General features: G+C 73.2%; 21 protein-coding genes, 1 tRNA gene and 1 pseudogene. 11 read left to right on the top strand and 12 right to left on the bottom strand.

What is annotated here, in order from left to right:
* Positions 1-16 precede the first annotated feature (16 nt).
* Positions 17-1255 (bottom strand): MurT ligase domain-containing protein, encoded by a 1239-nt coding sequence (locus ACIHAA_RS24945; protein ID WP_399820782.1) that lies wholly within the window; start codon positions 1253-1255, stop codon positions 17-19.
* Positions 1256-1397: 142 nt separating this feature from the next.
* Between ACIHAA_RS24945 and def the strand changes: the two genes are divergently transcribed.
* The gene (gene def / locus ACIHAA_RS24940) at positions 1398-1934 is read left to right on the top strand and encodes a peptide deformylase (protein WP_399820780.1); all 537 of its coding nucleotides are present in this window, start codon (positions 1398-1400) and stop codon (positions 1932-1934) included.
* A gap of 77 nt (positions 1935-2011) precedes the next feature.
* Here def and ACIHAA_RS24935 read toward each other — a convergent pair whose 3' ends face one another.
* Positions 2012-2656 (bottom strand): TetR family transcriptional regulator, encoded by a 645-nt coding sequence (locus tag ACIHAA_RS24935; protein ID WP_399820778.1) that lies wholly within the window; start codon positions 2654-2656, stop codon positions 2012-2014.
* A 189-nt stretch (positions 2657-2845) separates the two neighbouring features.
* On the opposite strand from ACIHAA_RS24935, the gene ACIHAA_RS24930 reads away from it, so the two are divergent.
* Positions 2846-4075, top strand: coding sequence for an acyl-CoA dehydrogenase family protein (locus ACIHAA_RS24930; protein WP_399820776.1), 1230 nt, complete (start codon positions 2846-2848; stop codon positions 4073-4075).
* Positions 4076-4272: 197 nt separating this feature from the next.
* Here ACIHAA_RS24930 and ACIHAA_RS24925 read toward each other — a convergent pair.
* A pseudogene (locus ACIHAA_RS24925) lies at positions 4273-5355 on the bottom strand (type III polyketide synthase); the annotation flags it as partial.
* A 183-nt stretch (positions 5356-5538) separates the two neighbouring features.
* Between ACIHAA_RS24925 and ACIHAA_RS24920 the strand changes: the two are divergent.
* The gene (locus ACIHAA_RS24920; protein WP_399820774.1) at positions 5539-6207 is read left to right on the top strand and encodes a transcriptional regulator; all 669 of its coding nucleotides are present in this window, start codon (positions 5539-5541) and stop codon (positions 6205-6207) included.
* Positions 6208-6262: 55 nt separating this feature from the next.
* On the opposite strand, the gene ACIHAA_RS24915 is transcribed toward ACIHAA_RS24920, so the two are convergent.
* From ACIHAA_RS24915 to ACIHAA_RS24900, 4 genes are all read right to left on the bottom strand, one after another.
* Complete coding sequence (locus tag ACIHAA_RS24915; protein ID WP_399820772.1) at positions 6263-6499, bottom strand: DUF6213 family protein; 237 nt, start codon at positions 6497-6499, stop codon at positions 6263-6265.
* Positions 6500-6524: 25 nt separating this feature from the next.
* Positions 6525-7910 (bottom strand): NADP-dependent succinic semialdehyde dehydrogenase, encoded by a 1386-nt coding sequence (locus ACIHAA_RS24910; protein ID WP_399820770.1) that lies wholly within the window; start codon positions 7908-7910, stop codon positions 6525-6527.
* A gap of 71 nt (positions 7911-7981) precedes the next feature.
* On the bottom strand, positions 7982-8452 hold the full coding sequence (locus ACIHAA_RS24905; RefSeq protein ID WP_399820768.1) for an NUDIX domain-containing protein: 471 nt from the start codon (positions 8450-8452) through the stop codon (positions 7982-7984).
* Positions 8449-9987: an ATP-dependent DNA ligase gene (locus ACIHAA_RS24900; RefSeq protein WP_399820767.1), complete on the bottom strand. Its 1539-nt coding sequence runs from the start codon at positions 9985-9987 to the stop codon at positions 8449-8451. Before ACIHAA_RS24900 ends, ACIHAA_RS24905 begins: the two co-directional genes overlap by 4 nt.
* 122 nt (positions 9988-10109) lie before the next feature.
* Between ACIHAA_RS24900 and ACIHAA_RS24895 the strand changes: the two genes are divergently transcribed.
* The 5 genes from ACIHAA_RS24895 to ACIHAA_RS24875 all read left to right on the top strand — a co-directional run bounded on the left by ACIHAA_RS24895 (position 10110) and on the right by ACIHAA_RS24875 (position 14457).
* Positions 10110-10682 carry a helix-turn-helix domain-containing protein gene (locus ACIHAA_RS24895; RefSeq protein ID WP_399820850.1) on the top strand — a complete coding sequence of 191 codons (573 nt, stop codon included), beginning with the start codon at positions 10110-10112 and terminating at the stop codon, positions 10680-10682.
* Positions 10683-10775: 93 nt separating this feature from the next.
* A complete protein-coding gene (locus ACIHAA_RS24890) occupies positions 10776-11747 on the top strand; it encodes an NADPH:quinone oxidoreductase family protein (protein ID WP_399820765.1) in 972 nt (323 codons plus the stop codon).
* Entirely contained in the window at positions 11744-12928 is a 1185-nt protein-coding gene (locus ACIHAA_RS24885) for an acyl-CoA dehydrogenase family protein (RefSeq protein WP_399820764.1), read from the top strand. The genes ACIHAA_RS24890 and ACIHAA_RS24885 overlap by 4 nt, the downstream gene beginning before the upstream one ends.
* Positions 12925-14034 (top strand): acyl-CoA dehydrogenase family protein, encoded by a 1110-nt coding sequence (locus ACIHAA_RS24880; protein ID WP_399820762.1) that lies wholly within the window; start codon positions 12925-12927, stop codon positions 14032-14034. Before ACIHAA_RS24885 ends, ACIHAA_RS24880 begins: the two co-directional genes overlap by 4 nt.
* Positions 14035-14262: 228 nt before the next feature.
* Positions 14263-14457, top strand: coding sequence for a hypothetical protein (locus ACIHAA_RS24875; RefSeq protein ID WP_399820760.1), 195 nt, complete (start codon positions 14263-14265; stop codon positions 14455-14457).
* A 4-nt stretch (positions 14458-14461) separates the two neighbouring features.
* Here the strand turns inward: ACIHAA_RS24875 and ACIHAA_RS24870 are convergent, their stop codons facing one another.
* The gene (locus tag ACIHAA_RS24870) at positions 14462-15691 is read right to left on the bottom strand and encodes a phosphodiester glycosidase family protein (RefSeq protein ID WP_399820758.1); all 1230 of its coding nucleotides are present in this window, start codon (positions 15689-15691) and stop codon (positions 14462-14464) included.
* A gap of 75 nt (positions 15692-15766) precedes the next feature.
* Positions 15767-16123: a DUF779 domain-containing protein gene (locus tag ACIHAA_RS24865; protein ID WP_399820849.1), complete on the bottom strand. Its 357-nt coding sequence runs from the start codon at positions 16121-16123 to the stop codon at positions 15767-15769.
* A 325-nt stretch (positions 16124-16448) separates the two neighbouring features.
* On the opposite strand from ACIHAA_RS24865, the gene ACIHAA_RS24860 reads away from it, so the two are divergent.
* Positions 16449-19133 (top strand): LuxR C-terminal-related transcriptional regulator, encoded by a 2685-nt coding sequence (locus ACIHAA_RS24860; RefSeq protein ID WP_399820756.1) that lies wholly within the window; start codon positions 16449-16451, stop codon positions 19131-19133.
* Positions 19134-19239: 106 nt separating this feature from the next.
* On the opposite strand, the gene ACIHAA_RS24855 is transcribed toward ACIHAA_RS24860, so the two are convergent.
* On the bottom strand, positions 19240-19455 hold the full coding sequence (locus tag ACIHAA_RS24855) for a hypothetical protein (RefSeq protein ID WP_399820755.1): 216 nt from the start codon (positions 19453-19455) through the stop codon (positions 19240-19242).
* Between the two features lie 120 nt (positions 19456-19575).
* Positions 19576-20019 carry a hypothetical protein gene (locus ACIHAA_RS24850; protein ID WP_399820753.1) on the bottom strand — a complete coding sequence of 148 codons (444 nt, stop codon included), beginning with the start codon at positions 20017-20019 and terminating at the stop codon, positions 19576-19578.
* A gap of 236 nt (positions 20020-20255) precedes the next feature.
* On the opposite strand from ACIHAA_RS24850, the gene ACIHAA_RS24845 reads away from it, so the two are divergent.
* Entirely contained in the window at positions 20256-20402 is a 147-nt protein-coding gene (locus ACIHAA_RS24845; protein WP_399820852.1) for a hypothetical protein, read from the top strand.
* A 130-nt stretch (positions 20403-20532) separates the two neighbouring features.
* Positions 20533-20606: transfer RNA gene (locus tag ACIHAA_RS24840), tRNA-Pro, on the top strand.
* 127 nt (positions 20607-20733) lie between these two features.
* On the opposite strand, the gene ACIHAA_RS24835 is transcribed toward ACIHAA_RS24840, so the two are convergent.
* Positions 20734-21570: an alpha/beta fold hydrolase gene (locus ACIHAA_RS24835; protein WP_399820751.1), complete on the bottom strand. Its 837-nt coding sequence runs from the start codon at positions 21568-21570 to the stop codon at positions 20734-20736.
* Between the last annotated feature and the right edge of the window lie 162 nt (positions 21571-21732).

Raw genomic sequence — 21732 nt, 5'->3', positions numbered from 1 at the left:
TGATCGTCCTTCGTGGTCAGTTGCCGACACGGCGGCGCAGGTCCTGGAACGCGGTGTAGTTCGCGATGACCTCGATCCGGCCCGGCGGGGCGAGCTGGACAGCCTGGTCGAGGTCGTCGCAGACCTGGAAGGACTGGTTCGCGACCTCCAGACGCACGGCGAGGTCCAGCTTGCGGTCGCCGACGACGAAGATCGGGTGCCCGGTCAGCCGCGTGTAGTCGACGTCCCACAGCCAGGAGGTGTCGGTGCCGTCCGCGCCGCGTGCGTTCACCGACAGGATCACCGGGGTCGGCGGCGGGTCGATCAACGAGAAGGTCTCCAGCCACCCGGCCGGGTTCTTCGCGAGCAGCAGCCGCAGGTCGCGGCCCTGGAACTGGACCACGTCATAGCGTCCGGCCACCGCCTGCACCTGGTACATGCGCTCCAGCGCGACCTGCGGCGGCACCCCGAAGACGGCGGCGACGGCTGCCGAGCTGGTGGCGTTGGCCTTGTTGGCGCGGCCCGGCAGCTGGAGGTGGATCGGCCAGGCGGAGCCGTGCGGGTCGAGGACGTGGTCGCCCGACAGCACCCAGGACGGGGTCGGGCGGCGGAAACCGCACTCGCCGCAGAACCAGTCGTCGCCGGGGCGCTGCATCACACCGCCGCAGGACGGGCAGGACCAGGCGTCGTCCTTCCACATCTGCCCGGCCGCGACCCAGATCACATTCGGTGAGGACGACGCGGCCCACACCACCAGCGGGTCGTCGGCGTTGGCGACCACCACGGCCTTGGATCCGGCCAGGCCCTCACGCCAGTTCTCGGCGAGCATCCGGGTCTCGGCGGCGCGGTCGAGCTGGTCGCGCGAGAGGTTGAGCAGCGCGATGCACTTGGGGTCGGTGTCCCGGGCGACCCCGGCGAGGTACTTCTCGTCCACCTCGATGACGGCGAACTTCGCCTCCGAGCCACCGGCCAGCGCCGAGGTGATGCCCGCGGGCATGTTCGCGCCGAGCGCGTTGGAGACGACCGGGCCCGCGGCGCGCAGCGCCTCCGCGATCAGCCGGGTGGTGGTCGTCTTGCCGTTGGTCGCCGAGACCAGGACGACGTCCAGGTGCTGGGCGAGCCGGGCCAGCAGATCGGGGTCGAGTTTGAGTGCCACTCGGCCGCCGATCACCGATCCGCTGCCGCGCCCCGCGGCGCGCGATGCCGCAGCGACCGCCTTGCCCGCGGTCACGGCCAGCTTGGCCCGCGGCGTCAGCGGGTCCGAGTTGCCTGCCATCAGTTCTCGATCCTCCTTGCGTACGGCGCCGCGCCCAGTCCCGGCAACGCGCGGACCTCAGCCTATCGAGATCCGCTCATGCGCCCGAACCGCGGCACCACCCCGGCGCCCGCGCGACCCTGACGACCGTACCCTTGCCGCCATGCGACACCGTTCCCTCCCGGGCGCCAAAGGCCGCGTCCGGTCCCTCACCCTGCTCGGCGACCCGGTGCTGCGCGCCCCGGGCGCGGAGGTCACCGACTTCGGCCCCGAACTGTCCCGGCTCGTCGAGGACATGTTCGCCACCATGTACGCCGAGCGGGGCGTGGGACTGGCGGCGAACCAGATCGGCGAGGGGCTGCGGGTGTTCGTCTACGACTGCCCGGACGACGAGGACGTGCGCCATCTCGGGCATGTGGTGAACCCGCGGCTGGTCGAGGCGGACGGTGTGGTGCTCCGCGGGCCGGAGGGCTGCCTGTCCCTGCCGGGCGTGGAGGCGGGCACGGAGCGCTACGACCGCGCGGTCGTCGAGGGGTTCACCGCGGACGGCGAGCCGGTCCGGGTGGAGGGGACCGGGTGGTTCGCGCGGTGCCTGCAACACGAGTGCGACCACCTCGACGGCGGCCTGTACGTGGACCGGCTCGGCGGCTGGCGGCAGCGCAGGGCGATGCGGCAGTGGCGCCGCAGGGCGCCCCGTTAGGGCACGCCCCGGCACGCCCCGGGGAGCGCCCGGCCGGTCGTACGTCGTGCGACCGGCCGCCGCGGCCCCGGGGAACCTCAGAACCCGGGGCCTCCCACCCGGTCCCCGGCGGCGGCCAGCCGCCCCCAGAGCAGGTCCGCCAGGATGCGCACCAACTCCGCCCGGGAACACGGCCGTTCGCCCAGCCACCAGTCTCCCGCGGCGTGCATCATGCCGACGATGCCATGGCCCCACACCCGGGCGAGCTGGTGGGTGCCCGGCCCGAGGTCCAGCCGCTCCTCGATGACCTGGGCGAGTTCCTCGCCCATCCGGCGCAGCACCGGGATGGAGTGCCGCCCGGTGTCGAAGCCGTGGTCGCTCGGCGAGCCGCCCTCCGCCGGATGCATCAGGAAGCGGTAGACCTGCGGCCGGGCCTCGATGGCCGCGAGATAGGTGTCGAGGGTGGCCTCCACCCGCTCCCGCCGCTCCGCCGGGGCGTCCAGTGCCGCCCGCAGCGAGGCGAGCAGCGCGTCCGTGTGGCGCTTGGCGAGCGCGGCGTAGAGGCCGCCCTTGTCGCCGAAGTGGCGGTAGAGGATCGGCTTGGTGATGCCGGCCTCGGCGGCGATGGCGTTCATCGAGGCGCCGGGGCCGTCGCGCAGCACCACCCGGTCGGCGGCCTCCAGCAGCTCGCGCCGTCGGCGGTCGGCGGACCGCTGCTGCTCGGCCCGCTGCGTGGTGTCCATGATCTCTCCCCACCCGTGCTGTATCGGTGACGCCTGCGCAAACTAACACCGAAAGGCGGGTCGGTATCGAACGAGCTGCCGACCGTCGGCTGCCGACGGGCGCCCGGGTGGGGGAGTTGACTTCTCCTACTGGCGAGTAACACACTGAAGTTACCGAAAGTAACAGAACGGCGCAGTGCTGGAGGGGACATGGCCGAGTTCACCATGGAGCTCAACGACGAACAGCGGGAGGTCCGGGACTGGCTGCACGGCTTCGCCGCCGATGTGATCCGTCCCGCTGCCGCCGAATGGGACGAGCGTGAGGAGACTCCCTGGCCGGTCATCCAGGAGGCCGCCAAGGTCGGCATCTACTCCCTGGACTTCTACGCCCAGCAGTACTTCGACGCCACCGGCCTCGGCATCCCCATGGCCCTGGAGGAGCTGTTCTGGGGCGACGCGGGCATCGCGCTGTCGATCGTCGGCACCGGCCTCGCGGCCGTCGGCGTCATGGCCAACGGCACCGAGGAGCAGATCGGCACCTGGATCCCCCAGATGTACGGCGACGCCAACGACGTCAAGGTGGCCGCCTTCTGCTCCTCGGAGCCCGACGCCGGCTCCGACGTCGCCTCCCTGCGCACCCGCGCCGTCTACGACGAGGCGAAGGACGAGTGGGTGATCAACGGCACCAAGACCTGGGCCACCAACGGCGGCATAGCCAACGTCCATGTCGTGGTCGCGGCCGTCGACCCGGAGCTGGGCTCCAAGGGCCACGCCTCCTTCATCGTCCCGCCGAACACCCCGGGGCTCTCCCAGGGCCAGAAGTTCAAGAAGCACGGCATCCGCGCCTCGCACACCGCCGAGGTGGTCCTGGACCAGGTGCGCGTTCCCGGCTCCTGTCTGCTCGGCGGCAAGGAGAAGCTGGACGAGCGGCTCGCCCGGGCCCGCGAGAAGGCGAAGTCGCAGGGCGGCGAGCGGGTGAAGAACGCGGCCATGGCCACCTTCGAGGCCTCCCGCCCGGCCGTCGGCGCGATGGCCGTGGGCACCGCCCGGGCCGCGTACGAGGTGGCCCTCGACTACGCGCGCACCCGAGAGCAGTTCGGGCGCCCGATCATCGACAACCAGGGCGTCGCCTTCCAGCTCGCCGACATGCGGACCCAGATCGACGCCGCCCGGCTGCTGGTCTGGCGGGCCTCCTGGATGGCGGTCAACGGCAAGCCGTTCACGGCGGCCGAGGGCTCCATGTCGAAGCTGTTCGCCAGCGAGACGGCGAAGAAGGTCACCGCCCAGGCCATCCAGATCCTCGGCGGCAACGGCTACACCCGGGAGTACCCGGTGGAGCGGATGCACCGCGACGCGGCCATCTACACGATTTTCGAAGGGACGAGCGAGATCCAGCGGCTGGTGATCGCGCGCACCCTCTCGGGCATGCCCATCCGCTAGCGTCCGGCCGACCGGGAGGCCCCCGGCCGCCGCCGGGGGCCTCCCGGTCGGGTGTCCAGGGAGCCTCCCGGTCCGGTGTCCCGGGGGGTCTGCCGGTCCGTGTCCCGGGGTCTGCCGGTCCGGTGTCCCGGGGGGTCTGCCGGTCCGTGTCCCGGGGTCTGCCGGTCCGGTGTCCCGGGGTCCGCCGGGCAGCCGCCTCACCTCTTGCCGTTGCTGCCGTTCCTGGAGACGTGCCAGCGGCCCAGCGCCATCTCCGCCGTGATGCCCGGCCCGAAACCGGCCAGCAGCCCGCGCGCGGTGTGCTCGGGGCCGCCCGCCTCGAAGAGCCGCCGCAGCGCGTCCAGGACGACGGCGCTCGCGATGTTGCCGTACTCGGTCAGCGTGGCCCGGCTGAACCGGAAGGCCTCCGACGGCACCTGGAGGAACTTGCTCAGGTCGTCCAGGATCCGCGGACCGCCCGCGTGCACGATGTAGAAGTCCAGGTCGGAGGCGTCCCAGCCATGCCGGCGGGCCAGCTCCTGAAGGGCCGGGGCGAGCGGCTCCATGGTGGCGGGTACCCGCTTGTCCAGCAGGAAGTGGAAACCGGTCGCCCGGACGTCGTAGGCGATCCACTCCTCGGTCTTGGGGATCAGATACGAGCCGTTGCGCTCCAGCTTGACGCCGGTGCCGCCCTTGCCGCGGACGACGGCGGCCGCGATGCCGTCGCCGAACAGGCCGTTCGAAAGCAGTGAGCCGACCCCCAGATCGGTGGGCTGGTAGCACAGCGAACAGAACTCGCAGGCCACGATCAGCGCATTGCCGTCCGGATACGCCCGGCAGAAGTCGTGGGCCCGGTTGATGGCGGCACCGCCCGCGGCGCAGCCCAGCTGCGCGATGGGTATCTGCCGGGTGTCGCTGTCGAAGTCCATCTCGTTGATCAGCCATGCGGTCAGCGACGGCATCATGAACCCCGTGCACGACACATAGATGATCACGTCGATGTCGGTGGTGAGCAGCTCGGCGTCGTCCAGGGCCCGCTGGACCACCGCGGGGACCCGCGCCTTCGCCTCGGCCTCGTAGAGCTTGTTGCGGTCCTCGAAGCCGGGGTGTTTCAGGGTCTCCTCGATGGGCTGCACGATGTGCCGGGTGTGGACCCCCGTGTTCTCGATCAGCCGCAGCGCCAGCGGGAGTTGCGGGTGATCCGCGTGGCGGGAGCGCGCCAGCTCCAGCGTCTCCTCCATCGTGATCACATACTCCGGAACGGAAACCGCGGGTCTGCACAGAGTGGCCATGGAGCGCGCCTTCTTTCGCCTTGGCGGGGAACTCGTCCGTCCCCCGGCGGAAGGGGTTCACCCGTATGAGGGCTTCACCCACGATCACCCGGCGGGGCGGTGATATCTCGTCGGGTTACTCCGCTTCAGTGACGTACAGACAGTGACATTCCGGGCACGCCCGGGGAGCGGCCCGGTCGGAGGAGGACATCGATGGCGCGCACGGCCAGGGAACTGCTGGAGGAGGCCGCCCGCAGGCTCGCCCCCGATCCGCACGCCAACCGGCTGCTTCCGCTGATCGCCCGGGGCGCGGCCCGGCCCACCACCCTCGCGGCCCTCGCCCTCGAACAGCGGGAGATCATCGCCTCGGACCACCGCGCCTTCCGGCATCTGGCCGAACGCTCACGGAACGCGCCCGCCTGCGCGGCCTTCTTCACCGCACTCGCGGACGGCGAGGCCGAGGCCCAGGACCGGCTGGGCGGCTACGCCACGGCCTGCCGCGCCGAGGAGACCGCGCGGACCTACGAGCGCCCCGCGGACTGCGAGGGCTACCCCGCCTATGTGGCCTGGCTCGCCCTCAACGGCGAGCCGTCCGACGTCACCCTGGCCCTCGGCGCCAACTTCGCCGCCTGGGGCGACTACTGCGCGTCGATCGCCACGGCGCTGCGCCATCACTACGGCTTCGACGACGCGGCCTGCGGTTTCTTCGACTTCTTCGCCGAGCCGTCGCCGGACCTGGCGGGCCGGGCCGAGGAGGCCGTCCGGGAGGGGCTGGAGAGCGGCCGTCTGGACGAGGAGCGCGCACACCGCCACGGCCGACTGCTCCAGGGCTACGAGACCCGGTTCTGGCACGCGCTGTGGGAGCTGGACGCGCGGGGTTGACCGCCCCGCGGGACGGCCGGCCCCGCGGCAGCGGCAAGAGCCGGAAAAACGGCCCTTAGTGCAGCGAGCCGCTGCTGTGGGCGATGCAGGCCACGTCGATGCGGTCCGCCAGCTTGGCCAGCTCGATGGTCAGCGCGGCCACGGTGTCCTCGTCGAGCCCGTCCTCGCCGTCCTCGACCAGCCGCAGCCAGCGGCCGCCGACCGTACGCAGCAGCTTGCTGACGTCCGCGGCCGCCACCTGCAACGTGCCGTGGTCGTCGACGATCAGAGGCAGGGTCACTTCGCGGTTCACAGCAGGGATCGTAGCCGCGGAAACCTCACGCCCCGTGCCATACGGTGGTGATGTTGCAGAACTCGCGGATTCCGTGGCCGGACAGCTCGCGGCCGTAGCCGGACCGCTTGACCCCGCCGAACGGGAACGCCGGATGGGACGCCGTCATCCCGTTGACGTACACCCCGCCTGCCTCGAGGTCCCGGACGAACCGGTCCACCTCGGTGCCGTTGTGTGTCCACACGTTCGAACTCAGCCCGAAGGGTGAGTCGTTCGCGATCGCCACCGCCTCGTCGATGTCCGACGCCCGGTAGAGCGTGGCGACCGGGCCGAACGCCTCCTCGTGGTGGATACGCATCCGGGGGGTGACCTCCGCGAGCACGGTCGGCAGGTAGTACCAGCCGCGGCCGTCCGGGCGGGCGCCGCCGCAGAGCACCGCCGCACCGTGGCCGACCGCGTCCTTGACCAGCTCCTCCACGTCGTAGCGGCCCTGCTCGGTGGCGAGCGGCCCGACCTCGGTCTCCTCCTCGATCGGGTCGCCGACCCGCAGCGCCTTCATCCGGGCGGTGAACCGCTCGGCGAACGCGTCGAACACCTCGGTGTGCACGATGAACCGCTTGGCGGCGATGCACGACTGCCCGTTGTTCTGCACCCGGGCCGTCACCGCCACCTCGGCGGCCCGCTCCACATCCGCGGACGGCATCACGACGAACGGGTCGCTGCCGCCCAGCTCCAGGACCGTCTTCTTGATCTCGTCCCCGGCGACCGCGGCGACGGCCCGGCCCGCGGGCTCGCTGCCGGTGAGCGTCGCCGCCCTGATCCGCGGGTCGCGCAGGATGCCCTCCACCGCGCCGGAACCGACCAGCAGGGTCTGGAAGCAGCCCTCGGCGAAGCCCGCCCGCAGGAAGAGGTCCTCCAGGTAGAGCGCGGTCCCCGGCACGTTCGAGGCGTGCTTGAGCAGTCCCACGTTGCCCGCCATCAGGGCAGGCGCCGCGAAGCGCACGACCTGCCACAGCGGGAAGTTCCACGGCATCACGGCGAGGACCGGGCCGAGCGGCCGGTAGCGCACCACCACCCGGGAGGCGCCCGAGTCCTTGACGTCGGCCTCGGCGGGCTGCTCGTCGGCGAGCAGTTCCTCGGCGTGCTCCGCGTACCAGCGCATCGCCTTGGCGCACTTGGCGGCCTCCGCCCGGGCCTGCTTGACGGGCTTGCCCATCTCCCCGGTCATCAGCCGGGCGATGTCCTGCTGGTCCTCCTCCAGCAGGGCGGCCGCGCGGTTCATCCGCAGGGCCCGTTCGGCGAACGTGGTCGTGCGATGCGTACGGAACGCGGCGTCGGCGGTGGCGAGCCTGCGCTCGATCTCCGCCGCGTCCAGGGCGTCGTACGTCTCCAGTGTCTCGCCGGTCGCCGGATTGACGGTGGCGATGGGCATGGCTGACCTCCCGGGAGCAGACTTTGTGTCGACCTTCCCGCGCCACGGCGGCCGCCGCAACGCGGATCCTGTCAGCCCGAGTGCTCCGCGAGCCGGTCGAGAAACGCGGCCTGCGCGGCCACGACCACCTCCCGGGCCGCCTCCAGGCCGAACCACCGGACCCGGTCCAGTTCGGGGAACTCCGCCAGGCGCCCGGAGCGCGGGGGCCACTCCATCGTGAACGTTCCGGGGACGGCCGCCGCCGGGTCGAGGTCCCCCTCCACGGCCCAGGCCGTGACCACCTTGCCGCCCGACTGCCGCACCTCGCCGAGCGCCAGGGCGTCCCCCTCGGGCGGCGGCAGCCCCAGCTCCTCCCGGAACTCCCGCCGGGCGGCCTCCCAAGGGGCCTCGTCGGGCCCGTACTCGCCCTTGGGCACGGTCCATGCCCCGGCGTCGCGGCGGGCGAAGAACGGGCCGCCCATATGGCCGAGCAGCACCTCAAGACCGGCGTCGGTGCGCCGGAACAGCAGCAGACCGGCGCTGCGCCGCGGCCGACTGCTCACGGCCGGACCCCCGGGTGGGCCGCCAGCAGCGTGTCCACCGTGTCGGCCTCCTCGGGCCGTTTGTCCTCCCGGTAGCGCACGACCCGCGCGAAGCGGAGCGTGACACCGGCCGGGTAGCGGCTGGACCGCTGGAGTCCGTCGTAGGCGATCTCGACCACGAGTTCGGGCCGCACGGTCACCACCCACCCGTCGTCCTCGACCGCCAGCTCCGTCAGGCGCTCGGTCTGCCAGGCCAGCATCGCGTCCGTCAGGCCCTTGAACGTCTTGCCGAGCATCACGAAGGAGCCGTCCGCGGTGCGGGCGCCCAGATGCAGATTGGACAGCTTGCCGGTGCGGCGGCCGTGGCCGCGCTCGGCCGCCAGCACCACCAGATCCAGGGTGTGCACCGGCTTGACCTTGAGCCAGGAGGCCCCGCGCCGCCCCGCGCTGTAGGGGGCGTCGAGCGCCTTCACCACCACACCCTCGTGCCCCCGGTCGAGGGTCTCGCGCAGGAAGTCCTCCGCGGCGGCCGTGTCCCCGGGCCCCTCCACCAGGGTGCGCCGCACCCGCATCGGCTCCGGTACCAGCCGGGCCAGCTCCCGGTGGCGCTCGGTGAAGGGCAGGTCCAGCAGGTCCCGGCCGTCCACCGACAGCGCGTCGAAGAAGACGGGGGACACCGGGACCGCCGCGGCGGCGGTCGCCACGTCCAGCCGGGAACCGACCCGTCCGGCGGTCTCCTGGAAGGACCGCGGCCGCCCGTTCTCGTCGAGCGCGATGACCTCGCCGTCCAGGATGAAGCGCTCGCCCGCCAGCCCCCGCGCGGCGGCGGAGATCTCCGGGAGCCGGTCGGTGATGTCGTCGAGGGTGCGGGTGTGGATGCGGATGCCGTCGCCGTCCCGGTGCACCTGGACGCGGATGCCGTCGAGCTTCTCCTCCACGGCGCAGGCGCCCAGTTTCCCGACGGCCTCGGCGACGGAGGACGCGGGATGCGCGAGCATCGGCAGGACGGGCCGCCCGACCGTCAGCCGGAAGTCCGCCAGGGCCGCAGGTCCTTGGGCGAGCAGGGCCCGTGCCACCGTCTGGAGCGAGCCCGCGAGCATGACCGCCCGCCGGACCTGGGCCGGTGCGGCCCCCGTCGCCTCCGCCAGGCCCTCCACGGCCAGCGCGTCCAGGGCGCCCTGGCGCAGCTCACCGGTCAACAGCCCGGTCAGGAACCGCTGTTCGTCCTCGGTGGCCGCCGCCAGCAGCTCACCGACCAGCCGGGTGCGCCCGGCCTGGGAGCCCGTGCCGGTGAGCGCCCCGATCGCGCTCAGCCGGGCGTCCACCTCCCGCACGGTGAGGGTGGGTTCCGCGGCGGGCGGGATCCGCTGCCCGAGGAGCTTCCAGCCGATGCCGATCCGCCCCTGGGGCAGCCGTCCGGCCAGCTGGGGGATGACGACCGGGACGTCGTCCGCGTCGGCGTCCCGGAACAGCTCCCCGAGCAGCGCGATCTTCCGGGACCGCGCCGATGCGGCGGCGACCTCCCGGGACACCTGGGCCAGCCGGGCGAAGAGCATGCAGTCATGGTGCACCGCGGGTGGCCGGTCCACACCCCTGCGTTCGGCGGGGCCTCCCAGGGCCTTCCGGCATTGACAAACGCGTTTGCCGGAAATGCAATGGGTCCATGGGTAATGGCTCCATGGGTACGGACGAGGTTCTCGCGGAAGTGGGCCCGAGGCTGCGGCGGCTGCGCAAGGAGCGGGAGGTGACCCTCGCGGGGCTCTCCGAGGCGACCGGGATCTCCGTCAGCACGCTGTCCCGGCTGGAGTCGGGGCTGCGCAGGCCCAGCCTCGAACTGCTGCTGCCGATCGCCCAGGCCCATGAGGTGCCGCTGGACGAACTGGTGGGCGCCCCGCCGGTGCGGGATCCGCGGGTGCGCGCGGAGCCGGTCGTCCGCGAGGGCCGCACCCACTGGCCGCTCACCCGGCAGCCCGGAGGGCTCCAGGCCTTCAAGGTGCTGGAGCCGCAGCGCCGGCTCGACCCGGATCTGCGGACGCACGAGGGCTACGAATGGCTCTATGTGCTCTCGGGCAGACTCCGGCTGGTGCTGGGCGAGCACGATGTGGTGCTGGGGCCGGGGGAGGCCGCCGAGTTCGACACCCGGGTGCCGCACTGGTTCGGATCGACGGGGGAGGGGCCGGTCGAGTTCCTCAGTCTGTTCGGACCGCAGGGCGAGCGGATGCATGTGAGGGCGCGCCCCCGCCGAACGTGACGCATCCGGCTGTTCCCCGATCGGCAAGCGACCGCTTAGTATGCGACCGACCCGGACAGGCGAACACGACCGGCACCGCCCTGGAGGCCCCGCATGCAGGCATGGCAAGTGCACGAGAACGGCGAGCCGAGCAAGGTGATGCGGCTGGCAGAGGTGGAGCAGCCCGTACCCGGCGAGGGCCAGGTGCTGCTGAAGGTGCGGGCCGCCAACATCAACTTCCCGGACGCCCTGCTGTGCCGCGGGCAGTACCAGGTCAAGCCGCCCCTGCCCTTCACCCCCGGCCTGGAGATCTGCGCCGAGACCGAGGACGGACGGCGGGTGATCGCCACCCCGGCGCTGCCGCACGGAGGACTCGCCGAGTACGCCGTCGCCGACGCCGCGGCCGTGCTGCCCGCCCCCGAGGCCCTCGACGACGCCGAGGCCGCGGCGCTGCACATCGGCTACCAGACGGGCTGGTTCGGCCTGCATCGCCGGGCCGCGCTCCAGGCCGGGGAGACACTGCTCGTCCACGCCGCCGCCGGAGGGGTCGGCACCGCGGCCGTCCAGCTCGGCAAGGCCGCGGGCGCCACCGTCATCGGCGTCGTCGGCGGCGCCGACAAGGCCGCCGTGGCCCGCGAGCAGGGCTGCGACCTGGTGATCGACCGCCGTTCCGAGGACGTCGTCGCCGCCGTCAAGGAGGCCACCGGCGGCCGGGGCGTGGATGTGGTCTACGACCCGGTCGGCGGCCAGGCCTATACGCAGTCCACCAAGGTGGTGGCCTTCGAGGGGCGGATCGTCGTCGTCGGCTTCGCCAGCGGAACCATCCCCAGCCCCGCCCTCAACCACGCCCTCGTCAAGAACTACTCCATCCTCGGTCTGCACTGGGGCCTGTACAACACCAAGAACCCGCAGCTGATCCGGCACTGCCACGAGCAGCTCACCGAACTGGCCGCACGGGGTGCCGTCAAGCCGCTGGTGAGCGAGCGAGTGGCGCCGCCCGCGGCCGCGGACGCCGTACAGCGCGTCGCCGACGGTGTCACCATCGGCCGGATCGCCGTACTGGCCGGGGCCGGGGCCGCCGTATGACCGACCTGGCCGAACTGCACGACCGCGTCCGCGCGTTGCTGGCCGCGCACCCGCCCGCGGACACCGACCGCCTCGACTTCCTGCGGGCCCGCTTCGACGCCGGACTGGCCTGGGTGCACTACCCGGAGGGCCTCGGCGGGCTCGGCGCGCCGCGCTCGCTCCAGACCGTCGTCGACACCGAACTCGACGCCGCGGGCGCACCCGGCAACGACCCCCGGCGCATCGGCATCGGCCTCGGCATGGCCGCGCCGACCATCCTGCGTTACGGCACCGAGGAGCAGAAGCGGCGCTGGCTCAGGCCCCTGTGGACCGGCGAGGAGGTGTGGTGCCAGCTCTTCAGCGAGCCGGGCGCGGGCTCCGACCTCGCGGCGCTCGGCACCCGGGCCGTCCGCGACGGCGCGGGGGACTGGGTGGTCAACGGGCAGAAGGTGTGGACCTCCAGCGCCCATCTCGCCCGCTGGGCCATCCTCATCGCCCGCACCGACCCGGAGGTGCCCAAGCATCAGGGCATCACCTACTTCGTCTGCGACATGACCGACCCCGGCGTCGAGGTCCGCCCACTGCGGCAGCTCACCGGGGAGGCCGAGTTCAACGAGGTGTTCCTCAGTGACGTCCGGATCCCCGACAGCCACCGCCTCGGCGCGGTCGGGGACGGCTGGCGCGTCGCCCAGACCACCCTGATGAACGAACGCGTGTCCATCGGCGGGATGCGGATCCCCCGCGAGGGCGGAATGATCGGCCCCGTCGCCGCGACCTGGCGCGAGCGCCCCGAACTGCGCACCCACGACCTGCACCAGCGGCTGCTGACCCTCTGGGTCGAGGCCGAGGTCGTCCGGCTCACTGGGGAACGGCTGCGCCAGCAGCTCTCCGTGGGCCAGCCCGGCCCCGAGGGCTCCGGCATGAAGCTCGCCTTCGCCCGCCTCAACCAGGAGATCAGCGGCCTGGAGGTGGAACTCCTCGGCGAGGAGGGCCTGTTGTACGACGACTGGACCCTGCGCCGCCCCGAACTCGTCGACTTCACCGGCCGCGACTCGGGCTACCGCTATCTGCGGGCCAAGGGCAACAGCATCGAGGGCGGGACCAGCGAGGTCCTGCTGAACATCGTCGCCGAACGCGTCCTGGGCCTGCCCCCCGAGCCGCGCACCGACAAGGACGTCGCGTGGAAGGACCTCGCCCGATGAGCCCGCAGCCCCCGCAGCCCGATCTGCTGTACTCGGAGGAGGAAGAGGCGCTGCGCTCCGCCCTCCGCGACCTCCTCGCGGACCACTGCGGTGCCGCGGCCGTCCTCGCCCGTACCGAGTCGGACGCCCCGCACGACCGCGCCCTGTGGACGTCGCTCGCCGAAGGGATGGGCCTCGCCGGGCTGCTGGTGCCGGAGTCCCTGGGCGGACAGGGCGCCTCCCACCGCGAAGCCGCCGTCGTGCTTGAGGAGTTGGGGCGCGCGGTGGCCCCGGTGCCGTATCTGACGAGCGCCGTGGTGGCCACCGAAGCCCTGCTGGCCTGTGCGGGCGACGAGGCCACCGGGCTGCTGGCGGAGCTGGCGACCGGGCGCACGGTGGCCGTGCTGGTGCACGGACCGGCCTCCGGCCCCGCGGGCGCCCCCGGTGCCGTACGGCAGGAAGGCGGGCTGCTGTACGGGGAGACCGGCGTGGTCGCGGACGCTGCCGCCGCCGACGTCCTGCTGGTGCCGACCCGTGACGGCGCTCTCTACGCGGTGGACGCGGCCGACGCGACCGTCACCCCGAGGGTGTCCCTGGACCTCACCCGGCCCCTTGCCGCGGTCGTCCTCGACGGAACGCCCGGGCGCCTGCTCGGCCAGGACGCCGGGGCGGCCGTCACGCGGGCCCTGCGGGCCGGGGCCGGACTGCTCGCCTCCGAGCAGCTCGGGGTCGCCGACTGGTGCCTGACCGAGACGGTGCGTCACCTCAAGGAGCGCACCCAGTTCAACCGTCCCGTCGGCGGTTTCCAGGCCCTCAAGCACCGGCTGGCCCAGCTGTGGCTGGAGACCGTGGGGGTGCGCGCCGCCGCCCGCAACGCCGCCGACGCACTTGCCACTAACAGCCCGGACACCGATGTCGCGGTCGCGGTCGCGGCGGCGTACGCGTCCCCCGTCGCCGTGCATGCCGCCGAGGAGGCCGTCCAGTTGCACGGCGGTATCGGAATGACCTGGGAGCACCCGGTCCATCTGTATCTCAAGCGGGCCAAGGCGGACGCCATCGCCTACGGGAGCGCCGGGCGCCATCGCGCGGCCCTGGCCGAACTGGTGGATCTGCGGCCCCCGTTGTAGGCGCCGCAGGCGCACGGGCCCGCCGTCCGCGAGGGGGCGGGCCCGGCCGCGGGAGTCGCGCGGGAGGGGGCGGGGCCGTCGCTCGGACGCGGCCCGGCCGGGCCGGTCGCCCGCACCCGGCCCGGGAACCACACGATCGGGGGACATGTCAGCCGCCCGGACCAACCCTTCACTACGCCACACTTGCGGCCGAAAGCCACGAAGTGGGCGTGGCGAAGGAGGCTGACGATGGCCGTTTCCATCTCTGTGGTGCTGCTTCTCCTGATCATCGCGGTGATCTTCATGCGCAATGGCGCGCTGAAGGTCTCACACGCCCTGATCTGCATGCTGCTCGGCTTCTGCCTGGCCAGTTCCAGCATGGCCCCGGCGCTCCACCAGGGCCTGGCGGGGACGGCGGAGATCGTCGGGGGCCTGCGCCCCTGACCCGTCAGGAGCCCGGGAAGACCCCGACCCCGTTGGGCACCAGGCGCTCGGCGCCCCCGCTGGGATGGTTGCGCACGGTCACCGCGCTCGCGCCCTGCGCCCGGGTGACCAGGGTCGTGGAACCGCCGCCGTCCAGATTGAAGCCGTCGGTGGCGCCCAACGAGCGCAGTACGGCGGCGAGTTCGGCGACGGTGAGACCGCTGCGGTAGGCGGACGCGCCGTCGAGCGCGAGGAGCAGCAGGCGCCGCCCGCCGTCCCCGACGCCCACCGCGGTCCGCACGGCGGACGTCCGGTTGTCGAGTCCGGACACCGGAACACCGCCCCGCAGCACGGGGAAGCCGCCGATGGCGAAGCGGTACGGCACTCCGGACGAGGCCGCCACCAGCCGCTCGCGCACCTGCACCGTCTCGCCCCTGTACAGCGCCCGCAGCTCCCGGGCTCCCTGCTCACGGCCGACCAGAACCGTGGTGCCCGCGGTGATCCGGCCGCCGCCGGGCCGGTCGGCGGTGGCGACCACCCGGCCCCGCCGGACCGTGACTTCGTAGGTGTCCGTGCTGCACGGCGCGCCCCGGTCGGTGTCGCTGCCGCAGACCGCACGCATCCGCGAGACACCGCCCCAGTCCGGGGTGAACGCCCCGATCGAACCCTCGGGCAGCGCGTACTGGTTGAGACCGCGCAGTGTCAGCAGCCCCCGGGGCGTGCGCACGGAACCGCCGAGGGACAGCCGGTCCAGCCGGGCTCTGCGGTCGGTGCCCACCCCGAGCACATCCTCGGTGCCGGCACCCGGCGGCAGCGCGGGCCCGAAGCGCTGCCCGTCCGGCACGGCGGCCTTGAGCACATGGCCGCCCGCGATCTCCGGGCCGTCGCTGGAGCCGGTCGCCGCCACGCCCGGATGCTGGGTCTCGGAGATGTCGAAGAAGTCGCCGTTGATCCCCGCGACGGCCCGGCGCGGGGCGGCCATGCGCGAGACGGTGTCCCGGGCGGCGACCGCCCCCGGATGCAACAGGTCGATCCGCACCCGGGGATTGCGCAGATCGACGGTCACCAGATGGGCGCGGGCCGTCCCGTGGGCCGCGCGGATGTCGAACTGCCCGTACTGCACACCGGGAGCGAGGGTCCGGGCGCGCTGCACACCACTGGCCGGTGCCGCCCCCGCAAGGGCCGCTCCGGCCAGTGCGCTCCATGTCACGAGAACCGTCAGAACCGTTCTCAGCCGTCTGTCACGAGGCGTCATGCCTCCCCCTGATGTCTCGTCAACTTGCGTGGGAATCAGGGGAAGTGCAGCAGATCGCGGTGTCCTGCGGGGTGTTCAGCCGTCCACAACGCGGGAACGGATGAGAAAACGCACTCCTTCGGGTGCTTCCAGGGAGAAGCCGCTGCCCCGGCCGGGCACCACGTCGACGATCAGACGGGTATGACTCCATGCCTCGTACTGGTTGCGCGACATCCAGAAGCCCACGGGCTCCTCGACCCCGTCGACCTCCAGCTCGGCGAGCAGCACATCCGCACCGCCGGTGCGGAACTCGCCCTTCGGGTAGCACATCGGGGCGCTGCCGTCGCAACAGCCGCCGGACTGGTGGAACATCAGCGGTCCGTGGTCCGCACACAGCCGCCGCACCAGCTCGGCGGCCGCGGGGGTCAGCTCCACGCGCGGGATCATGTCCATGGTCACGCTCCCCAGTGCAGCGCAGGGCACGTTGCAACGACGTTGCGCACGCGGCGGGCACGGTCGCACCCGCAGGACATTCCTTCCCCCGCCCCGTTCACCCGATCAGCCCCTTTCATCCGATCAGCCCCTTTCCCCCGAGCGGTCGCTCTCACCCGAACGGTCGCCGGTGGCGCGAGCGTGTCCCGGCGCGGCCCCGCGCGGCAGGAGCACCGCGCGCGGGCCCGGACGGGGCGCTTCCCGATGGCGGCCCCCGCGGCGCGGCGCGAGGATCCTGGCGGGAACTGTCCGGCTGCACGAGGTGAGGGCTATGGGTGGACCTGCCATGCCGCTTCCCCCGTCCGGCGGATTCCGGGAGCCGCCCCCGGTGCCGTCCGCCCCGAACGGCGACCCCCTGCTGGCGGCGCGGTTCACCGTGCCCGCCCCACCGGAGGCGTATCTGCGCAGGCCCCGTCTGACCGAGCGGCTCGACGAGGGCGCCCGGGGGCCCCTGACCCTGGTCAACGGCCCTGCCGGAGCGGGCAAGACCCTGCTCGTCGCCGACTGGATCACCACCGGGGGCGCCCCGGGCCGCGCGGCATGGCTGACGGTGGAACCCGGCGACGAGGCTCCCGGAGTGTTCTGGACCTACATCCTGGAAGCCCTGCGCCGCCGGGGTCTTCAGACCCCCGAGGCCATCGGCGGCCCGGCCCGCCCCGGCGCGGTGGACCACTCCCTGCTGACCGGACTCGCCGCCCGGCTGAACCGGCGGACCGAGCCCCTGATCCTGGTCCTGGACGCCTTCGACCGCGTCGTCACCTCGGCCGAGCTCGCCGAACAGCTGCACTTCGTCCTCGGCCACGCGGGCGGCGGACTGCGCCTGGTGATCATCAGCCGTACGGAGCCGCTGCTGCCGCTGCACCGGTACCGGGCCGCCGGCCAGGTCACCGAGATCCGCGGAGCCGACCTCGCCCTGAGCCCCGAGGAGACCGCCCGGCTGCTCGACCGCCACCACATGGACCTGTCCCCGGACGGCACCCGCGCCCTGACCGGGCGGACCGGGGGATGGGCGGCCGGACTCAGACTGTGCATCCTCGCCGCCGAGGGTGCCGACGACCCGGAGACCTTTCTGAAGGACTTCGAGACGAGCCGCAGCACCCTCGCCGACTTCCTGCTCGCCGAGGTGCTGGCGACCCAGCCCGCCGAGACCCAGGACCTGCTGCTGCGCACCAGCGTCCTCGACCGGATCCATCCCGGGCTCGCGGACGCCCTCACGGGCCGTCAGGACGCCGAACCGCTCCTGGACGCGCTGCGGCGCGCCAACGCCTTCGTCGAGAGCATCGGGCAGGGCTGGTACCGGCTGCACCCGCTGTTCGCCGAGATCCTGCGGGTCCATCTGCGGGCCAGGCACCCCGGTCTGGAACCCGAACTCCACCGCCGGGCCGGGCAGTGGCTGGCCGACGCGGGACTGCTCACCGAGGCCCTGCCGCACTCCGCCGACGCCGGTGACTGGGAAGCGGCCGCCACCCGGCTGGTCACGGCACCGGCGATCGGACGGCTGCTCACCGGACTCGACGCCGAACGCCTCGGCGCGCTCTTCTCCCGGATGCCCCCCGACACCCGCGGACCCGCCGCGGACCTGGTGCGCGCCGCCCGGGAACTGGCCTGCCACGACCTCGACCGGGCCCTTGGCCGACTGCGCCGCGCCGAGGAGACGCTGCCCGCCGACGCCCACCCCGACTCCGCCGCCCTCCGGCTGAGCTGCGCCCTGCTGAGGGTCCGCGCCGCCCGGGCGACCGGCTCCGCCGACCGTGCGGAGGCCGCCGCCCGGGACGCCGAGGAGGCCCGCCGGGTCCTGCCCGCCGAACGGCTCGCCCGCTACCCGGAACTGTCCGCGCTGCTGCTCGCCGACCTGGGAGCGGCCCGGCTGTGGGCGGGGCGCCTGGCGGCCGCGCGGTCCGCCCTGAGCGCCGCCGCCCGAGCGGACGCCGGACCGGGGACCGCGTCGCTGCGGCAGGAGTGCCTCGCCGGACTGGCCCTGACCGACTTTCTCCACGGATGGCCGGGCCGGGCCGAGACCCACGCCCGGGAGGCGGTCGCCGAGGCCGAGCGGGCCGGGCTGCCGCCCGCCGACCGTACCGGCGTGGCCCGGCTGGTCCTGGCCGCCGTAGCGATCGAACGCGACGAGCCGGCCGCGGCCCGCACCCATCTCGACGCCGCCGCGGCGGCCCCCCGCGAACCGCTGGTCACGGCCGGGCTGGTGCTGCTGCGGTCCCGTCTGCTGCTCGCCCGGGGAAAGCCGCGGGCGGCACTGCGGGTGGCGGCCGCGCTCGAACCGCCGCCCCCGCCCGTCGAACCCTCGCCCTGGCTGCACGAGCGCGTCGCCCTGGCGACGGCCGCCGCCCAGCTCGCCGAGGGCCGCGCCCAGGCCGCGATCCGGACGCTGGAGGGGGTGGACGGGGGAGCGGAGACGGCGGTGACGGCGGCCCGCGCCCGACTCGCCGCGGGGGACCGCGAAACGGCCCGCGCCCTGCTCGAACGGCTCCCCGCCGGTCAGGGCGAGGGGCCGGGCACGACCGTACGCGTGCTGCTCGCGCGGGCGCAGACCGCCGACGCGGACGGCGACGAAGCGGGCGCCCGGCGCCTGACCGCCCGGGCCCTCGCCCTGGCCCGGCCCGAGCAAGTGCGGCGGCCCTTCCTGGAGTCGGGACCCTGGCTACGGCGCCTGGCCCGCCGCCGCCCGGCCCTGACCCGTGGCCACGACTGGCTGGGGGCCGCACTGACCGGACACACCGCCGCGCCGGGCGGACCCGCGGGCGCCGCGCCCGCGCCGGTCACCGAGCCGCTGAGCGAGCGCGAACACGAGGTGGTCGAACGGCTGGCGCAGCTGATGTCGACCGAGGAGATCGCCGCCGACCTGTATCTGTCGGTGAACACCGTCAAGACCCACCTCAAGAGCCTCTACCGCAAGCTCGGGGCGACCCGGCGGGCCGAGGCGGTACGCCGGGCCAGGGACCTGCACCTGCTGTGAGGCGTGTACTCAACCGGGCAGGCGGCACAACTCATCACCGGGGAGCGGGCTACTCACCTGGCAGCGGGCTGCTCACCGGGCGGGCGGCTACTCACCGGGCAGCGGGCTACTCACCGGACAGGCGGTGCGTCTCCGTCACCCGCATCTCCACCACCCGCAGCCCCAGCGACCGGCAGCGCGCCAGCAGCCCGTACACCTGCGCCTCGTCGGCCACCGGCCCGAACAACAGGGTCTGCTCGCCCACGACGCACCTGGCCAGCCGAGGGAACGCCTCGGTCAGCGCCCTCGGCGGCCGGCCGTCGATCCGGATCTCGCAGCGCATGACCGCACCGGCCTCACCGGCGGACGGGGTCCCCGGCCCGCGCCACGGCGCAGCCGCGCCCGCTGGCCCGGATCACCCGGTACGGGTGGTTTGCCGGGCCACGGCGGGGCGACGGCCCGGTCACCGCCCGTCCCACAGTCCCGCGAAGGCGGCGCGGTCGGACACGCACAGCGCCCAGATGACCAGCCCGTACAGCGCGATCAGCAGGAACGACCACTCCGGGAAGTACGGCGCGGTCAGCAGATGCACCACGATCAGCAGGACCATCATCGCCACCCCCAGCACCCTCGCCCACAGGGCCGCCGTCAGCAGCCCGGCGCCCACGGCCGTGGCGACCACCCCGAGGCACAGATGGACCCAGCCGCCCCCCAGCAGATGGAAACGGGAGACATAGTCGCGCGTGGCCACGAAGACGCCGTCCCGGGCGATCCCCATGAATCCCCGGTAGACCGCGAGGACACCGGTGAAGAGCAGCATCACGGAGGCGAACAGCGTGAGGCCGATGGCCGCCGCGGCCTTCAGCGCGCCGAGCGAGCGACGGGGGAACGGGCTGAGGACGGCCATGAGGAACTCCCTTCCGTGCCGGGGCCACCGCGCACGGCAGCCCATGAGCGAGGGTGCGCCCGCCGCACCCCGCGGTCCTCACCCGCCGGGGGTGACACGGGGAACGCCGGGCGCCGCCGCCCCGGGGCGGAACGGCTCCACGCCCACTTCACGACATGCGCGTTCCACCATTCGGCCCCATCCTGAAACCGCCCACCACACCAGGCCGCACAGGCCGACCACCCACGGGAGGTCCTGTGATCCTGATTGCCCTGTTCGCGCCGGTCCTCATGATGGCCTTCCTCTTCGGGATGGCCGCCTTCGAGGAATTCCTCTTCCTGCGCCCCACCTCCACCGACGAAACCGACCCACCGGCCGACGAGGCGGAAACCCCCTCCCCCTGACGCCCCGGGGACCCCGCCCGACCGGGCGTCCACCGCGGGACGGCCCCCGCCCCGCGGCCCGGTCGGGTCCGACGAAAGTGTGCGGTAGGGTTTACCTGCGTGATCACGCGGAAAACCGCGGGAAACGCATCGGGACGTGGCGCAGCTTGGTAGCGCACTTGACTGGGGGTCAAGGGGTCGCAGGTTCAAATCCTGTCGTCCCGACTTTACGAAGTCGCAGATCAGGGCCGAGTTCGGAGACATCCGAACCCGGCCCTCGGTCATTCCCGGGGACCGGTCGGGGACCGGCGCGCCTGACCCGGGTCGGCGGAGCGCGGGCCCCGCGGCCGGGTCACTTCCCCAGGAAGGCGAGGAGCGCGGTGTTGACCTCGTCCGCGTGGGTCCACAGCAGCCCGTGCGGGGCGCCCTCGATCTCCACGTAGTCGGCGGACGGCAGCGCCTTGTGGAAGGGCCGCGCGGTCCCCTCGACGGGGAGGATCCGGTCGCCCGTGCCGTGCAGGATCAGGGCCGGTACGTCGATGGCCGGGATGTCGGCCCGGAAGTCGGTGTACCAGGTCGAGGGCGCGGCGGCCGCGGCGAAGAAGCCCCCGCCCGCCGCGACGTTCCAGCTGTTGCGTACGGCCTCCTCGCTGATCCTGGTACCGAGGTTCTCGTCGAGGTTGTAGAAGTCCTTGTAGAAGGCCGTGTAGTACGCGTAGCGGTCCGCCTTGACCGCCGCGACGACGCCGTCGAAGAACTCCTTGGGGGCGACCCCGTCGGGGTTGTCGTCCGTCTTGAGCAGGCAGGGCTCCAGCGAGGCCAGGAAAGCGACCCTGGAGACACGCGCGGTGCCGTGGGCGGACGCATAGCGGGCGACCTCACCGGTGCCCATCGAGAAGCCGACCAGGACGGCGTCCCGCAGGTCGAGGGTCTCCATGACCGTGTTCAGGTCCGCCGCGAAGGTGTCGTAGTCGTAGCCGGTCGTCGGTCGGCTCGACTGCCCGAAGCCGCGGCGGTCATAGGTGATCACGCGGTAGCCCGCGTCCAGCAGCGCGGCGCTCTGCCGCTCCCAGGAGTGGCCGTCGAGCGGGAATCCGTGGATGAGGACGACCGGCTGCCCGGTGCCGTGGTCCTCGTAGTAGAGGTCGATGGTGGTGGAGTTCTCCTGGCCCACGGTGATGTACGGCAAGGTCTCGTTCCTTCGTTCGGGAGTGACTGGCGCGCGAGCGCAGGCCCACACCCCCTCTCGACGACGGGGGTGCCGCACGGACGGCGGCTGCTCATCGGCTGCCGACGCCCGGGCGTTCGCGGCACGGGATGTCAGGACACTAGGGCGGACGTTCCGCCCCCT

It is taken from the genome of Streptomyces sp. NPDC052040 (assembly GCF_044548405.1).
Lineage (GTDB): Bacteria > Actinomycetota > Actinomycetes > Streptomycetales > Streptomycetaceae > Streptomyces.
Note: the sequence above shows the minus strand (reverse complement) of the source record. Positions and strands in the feature narration are given on the sequence as shown.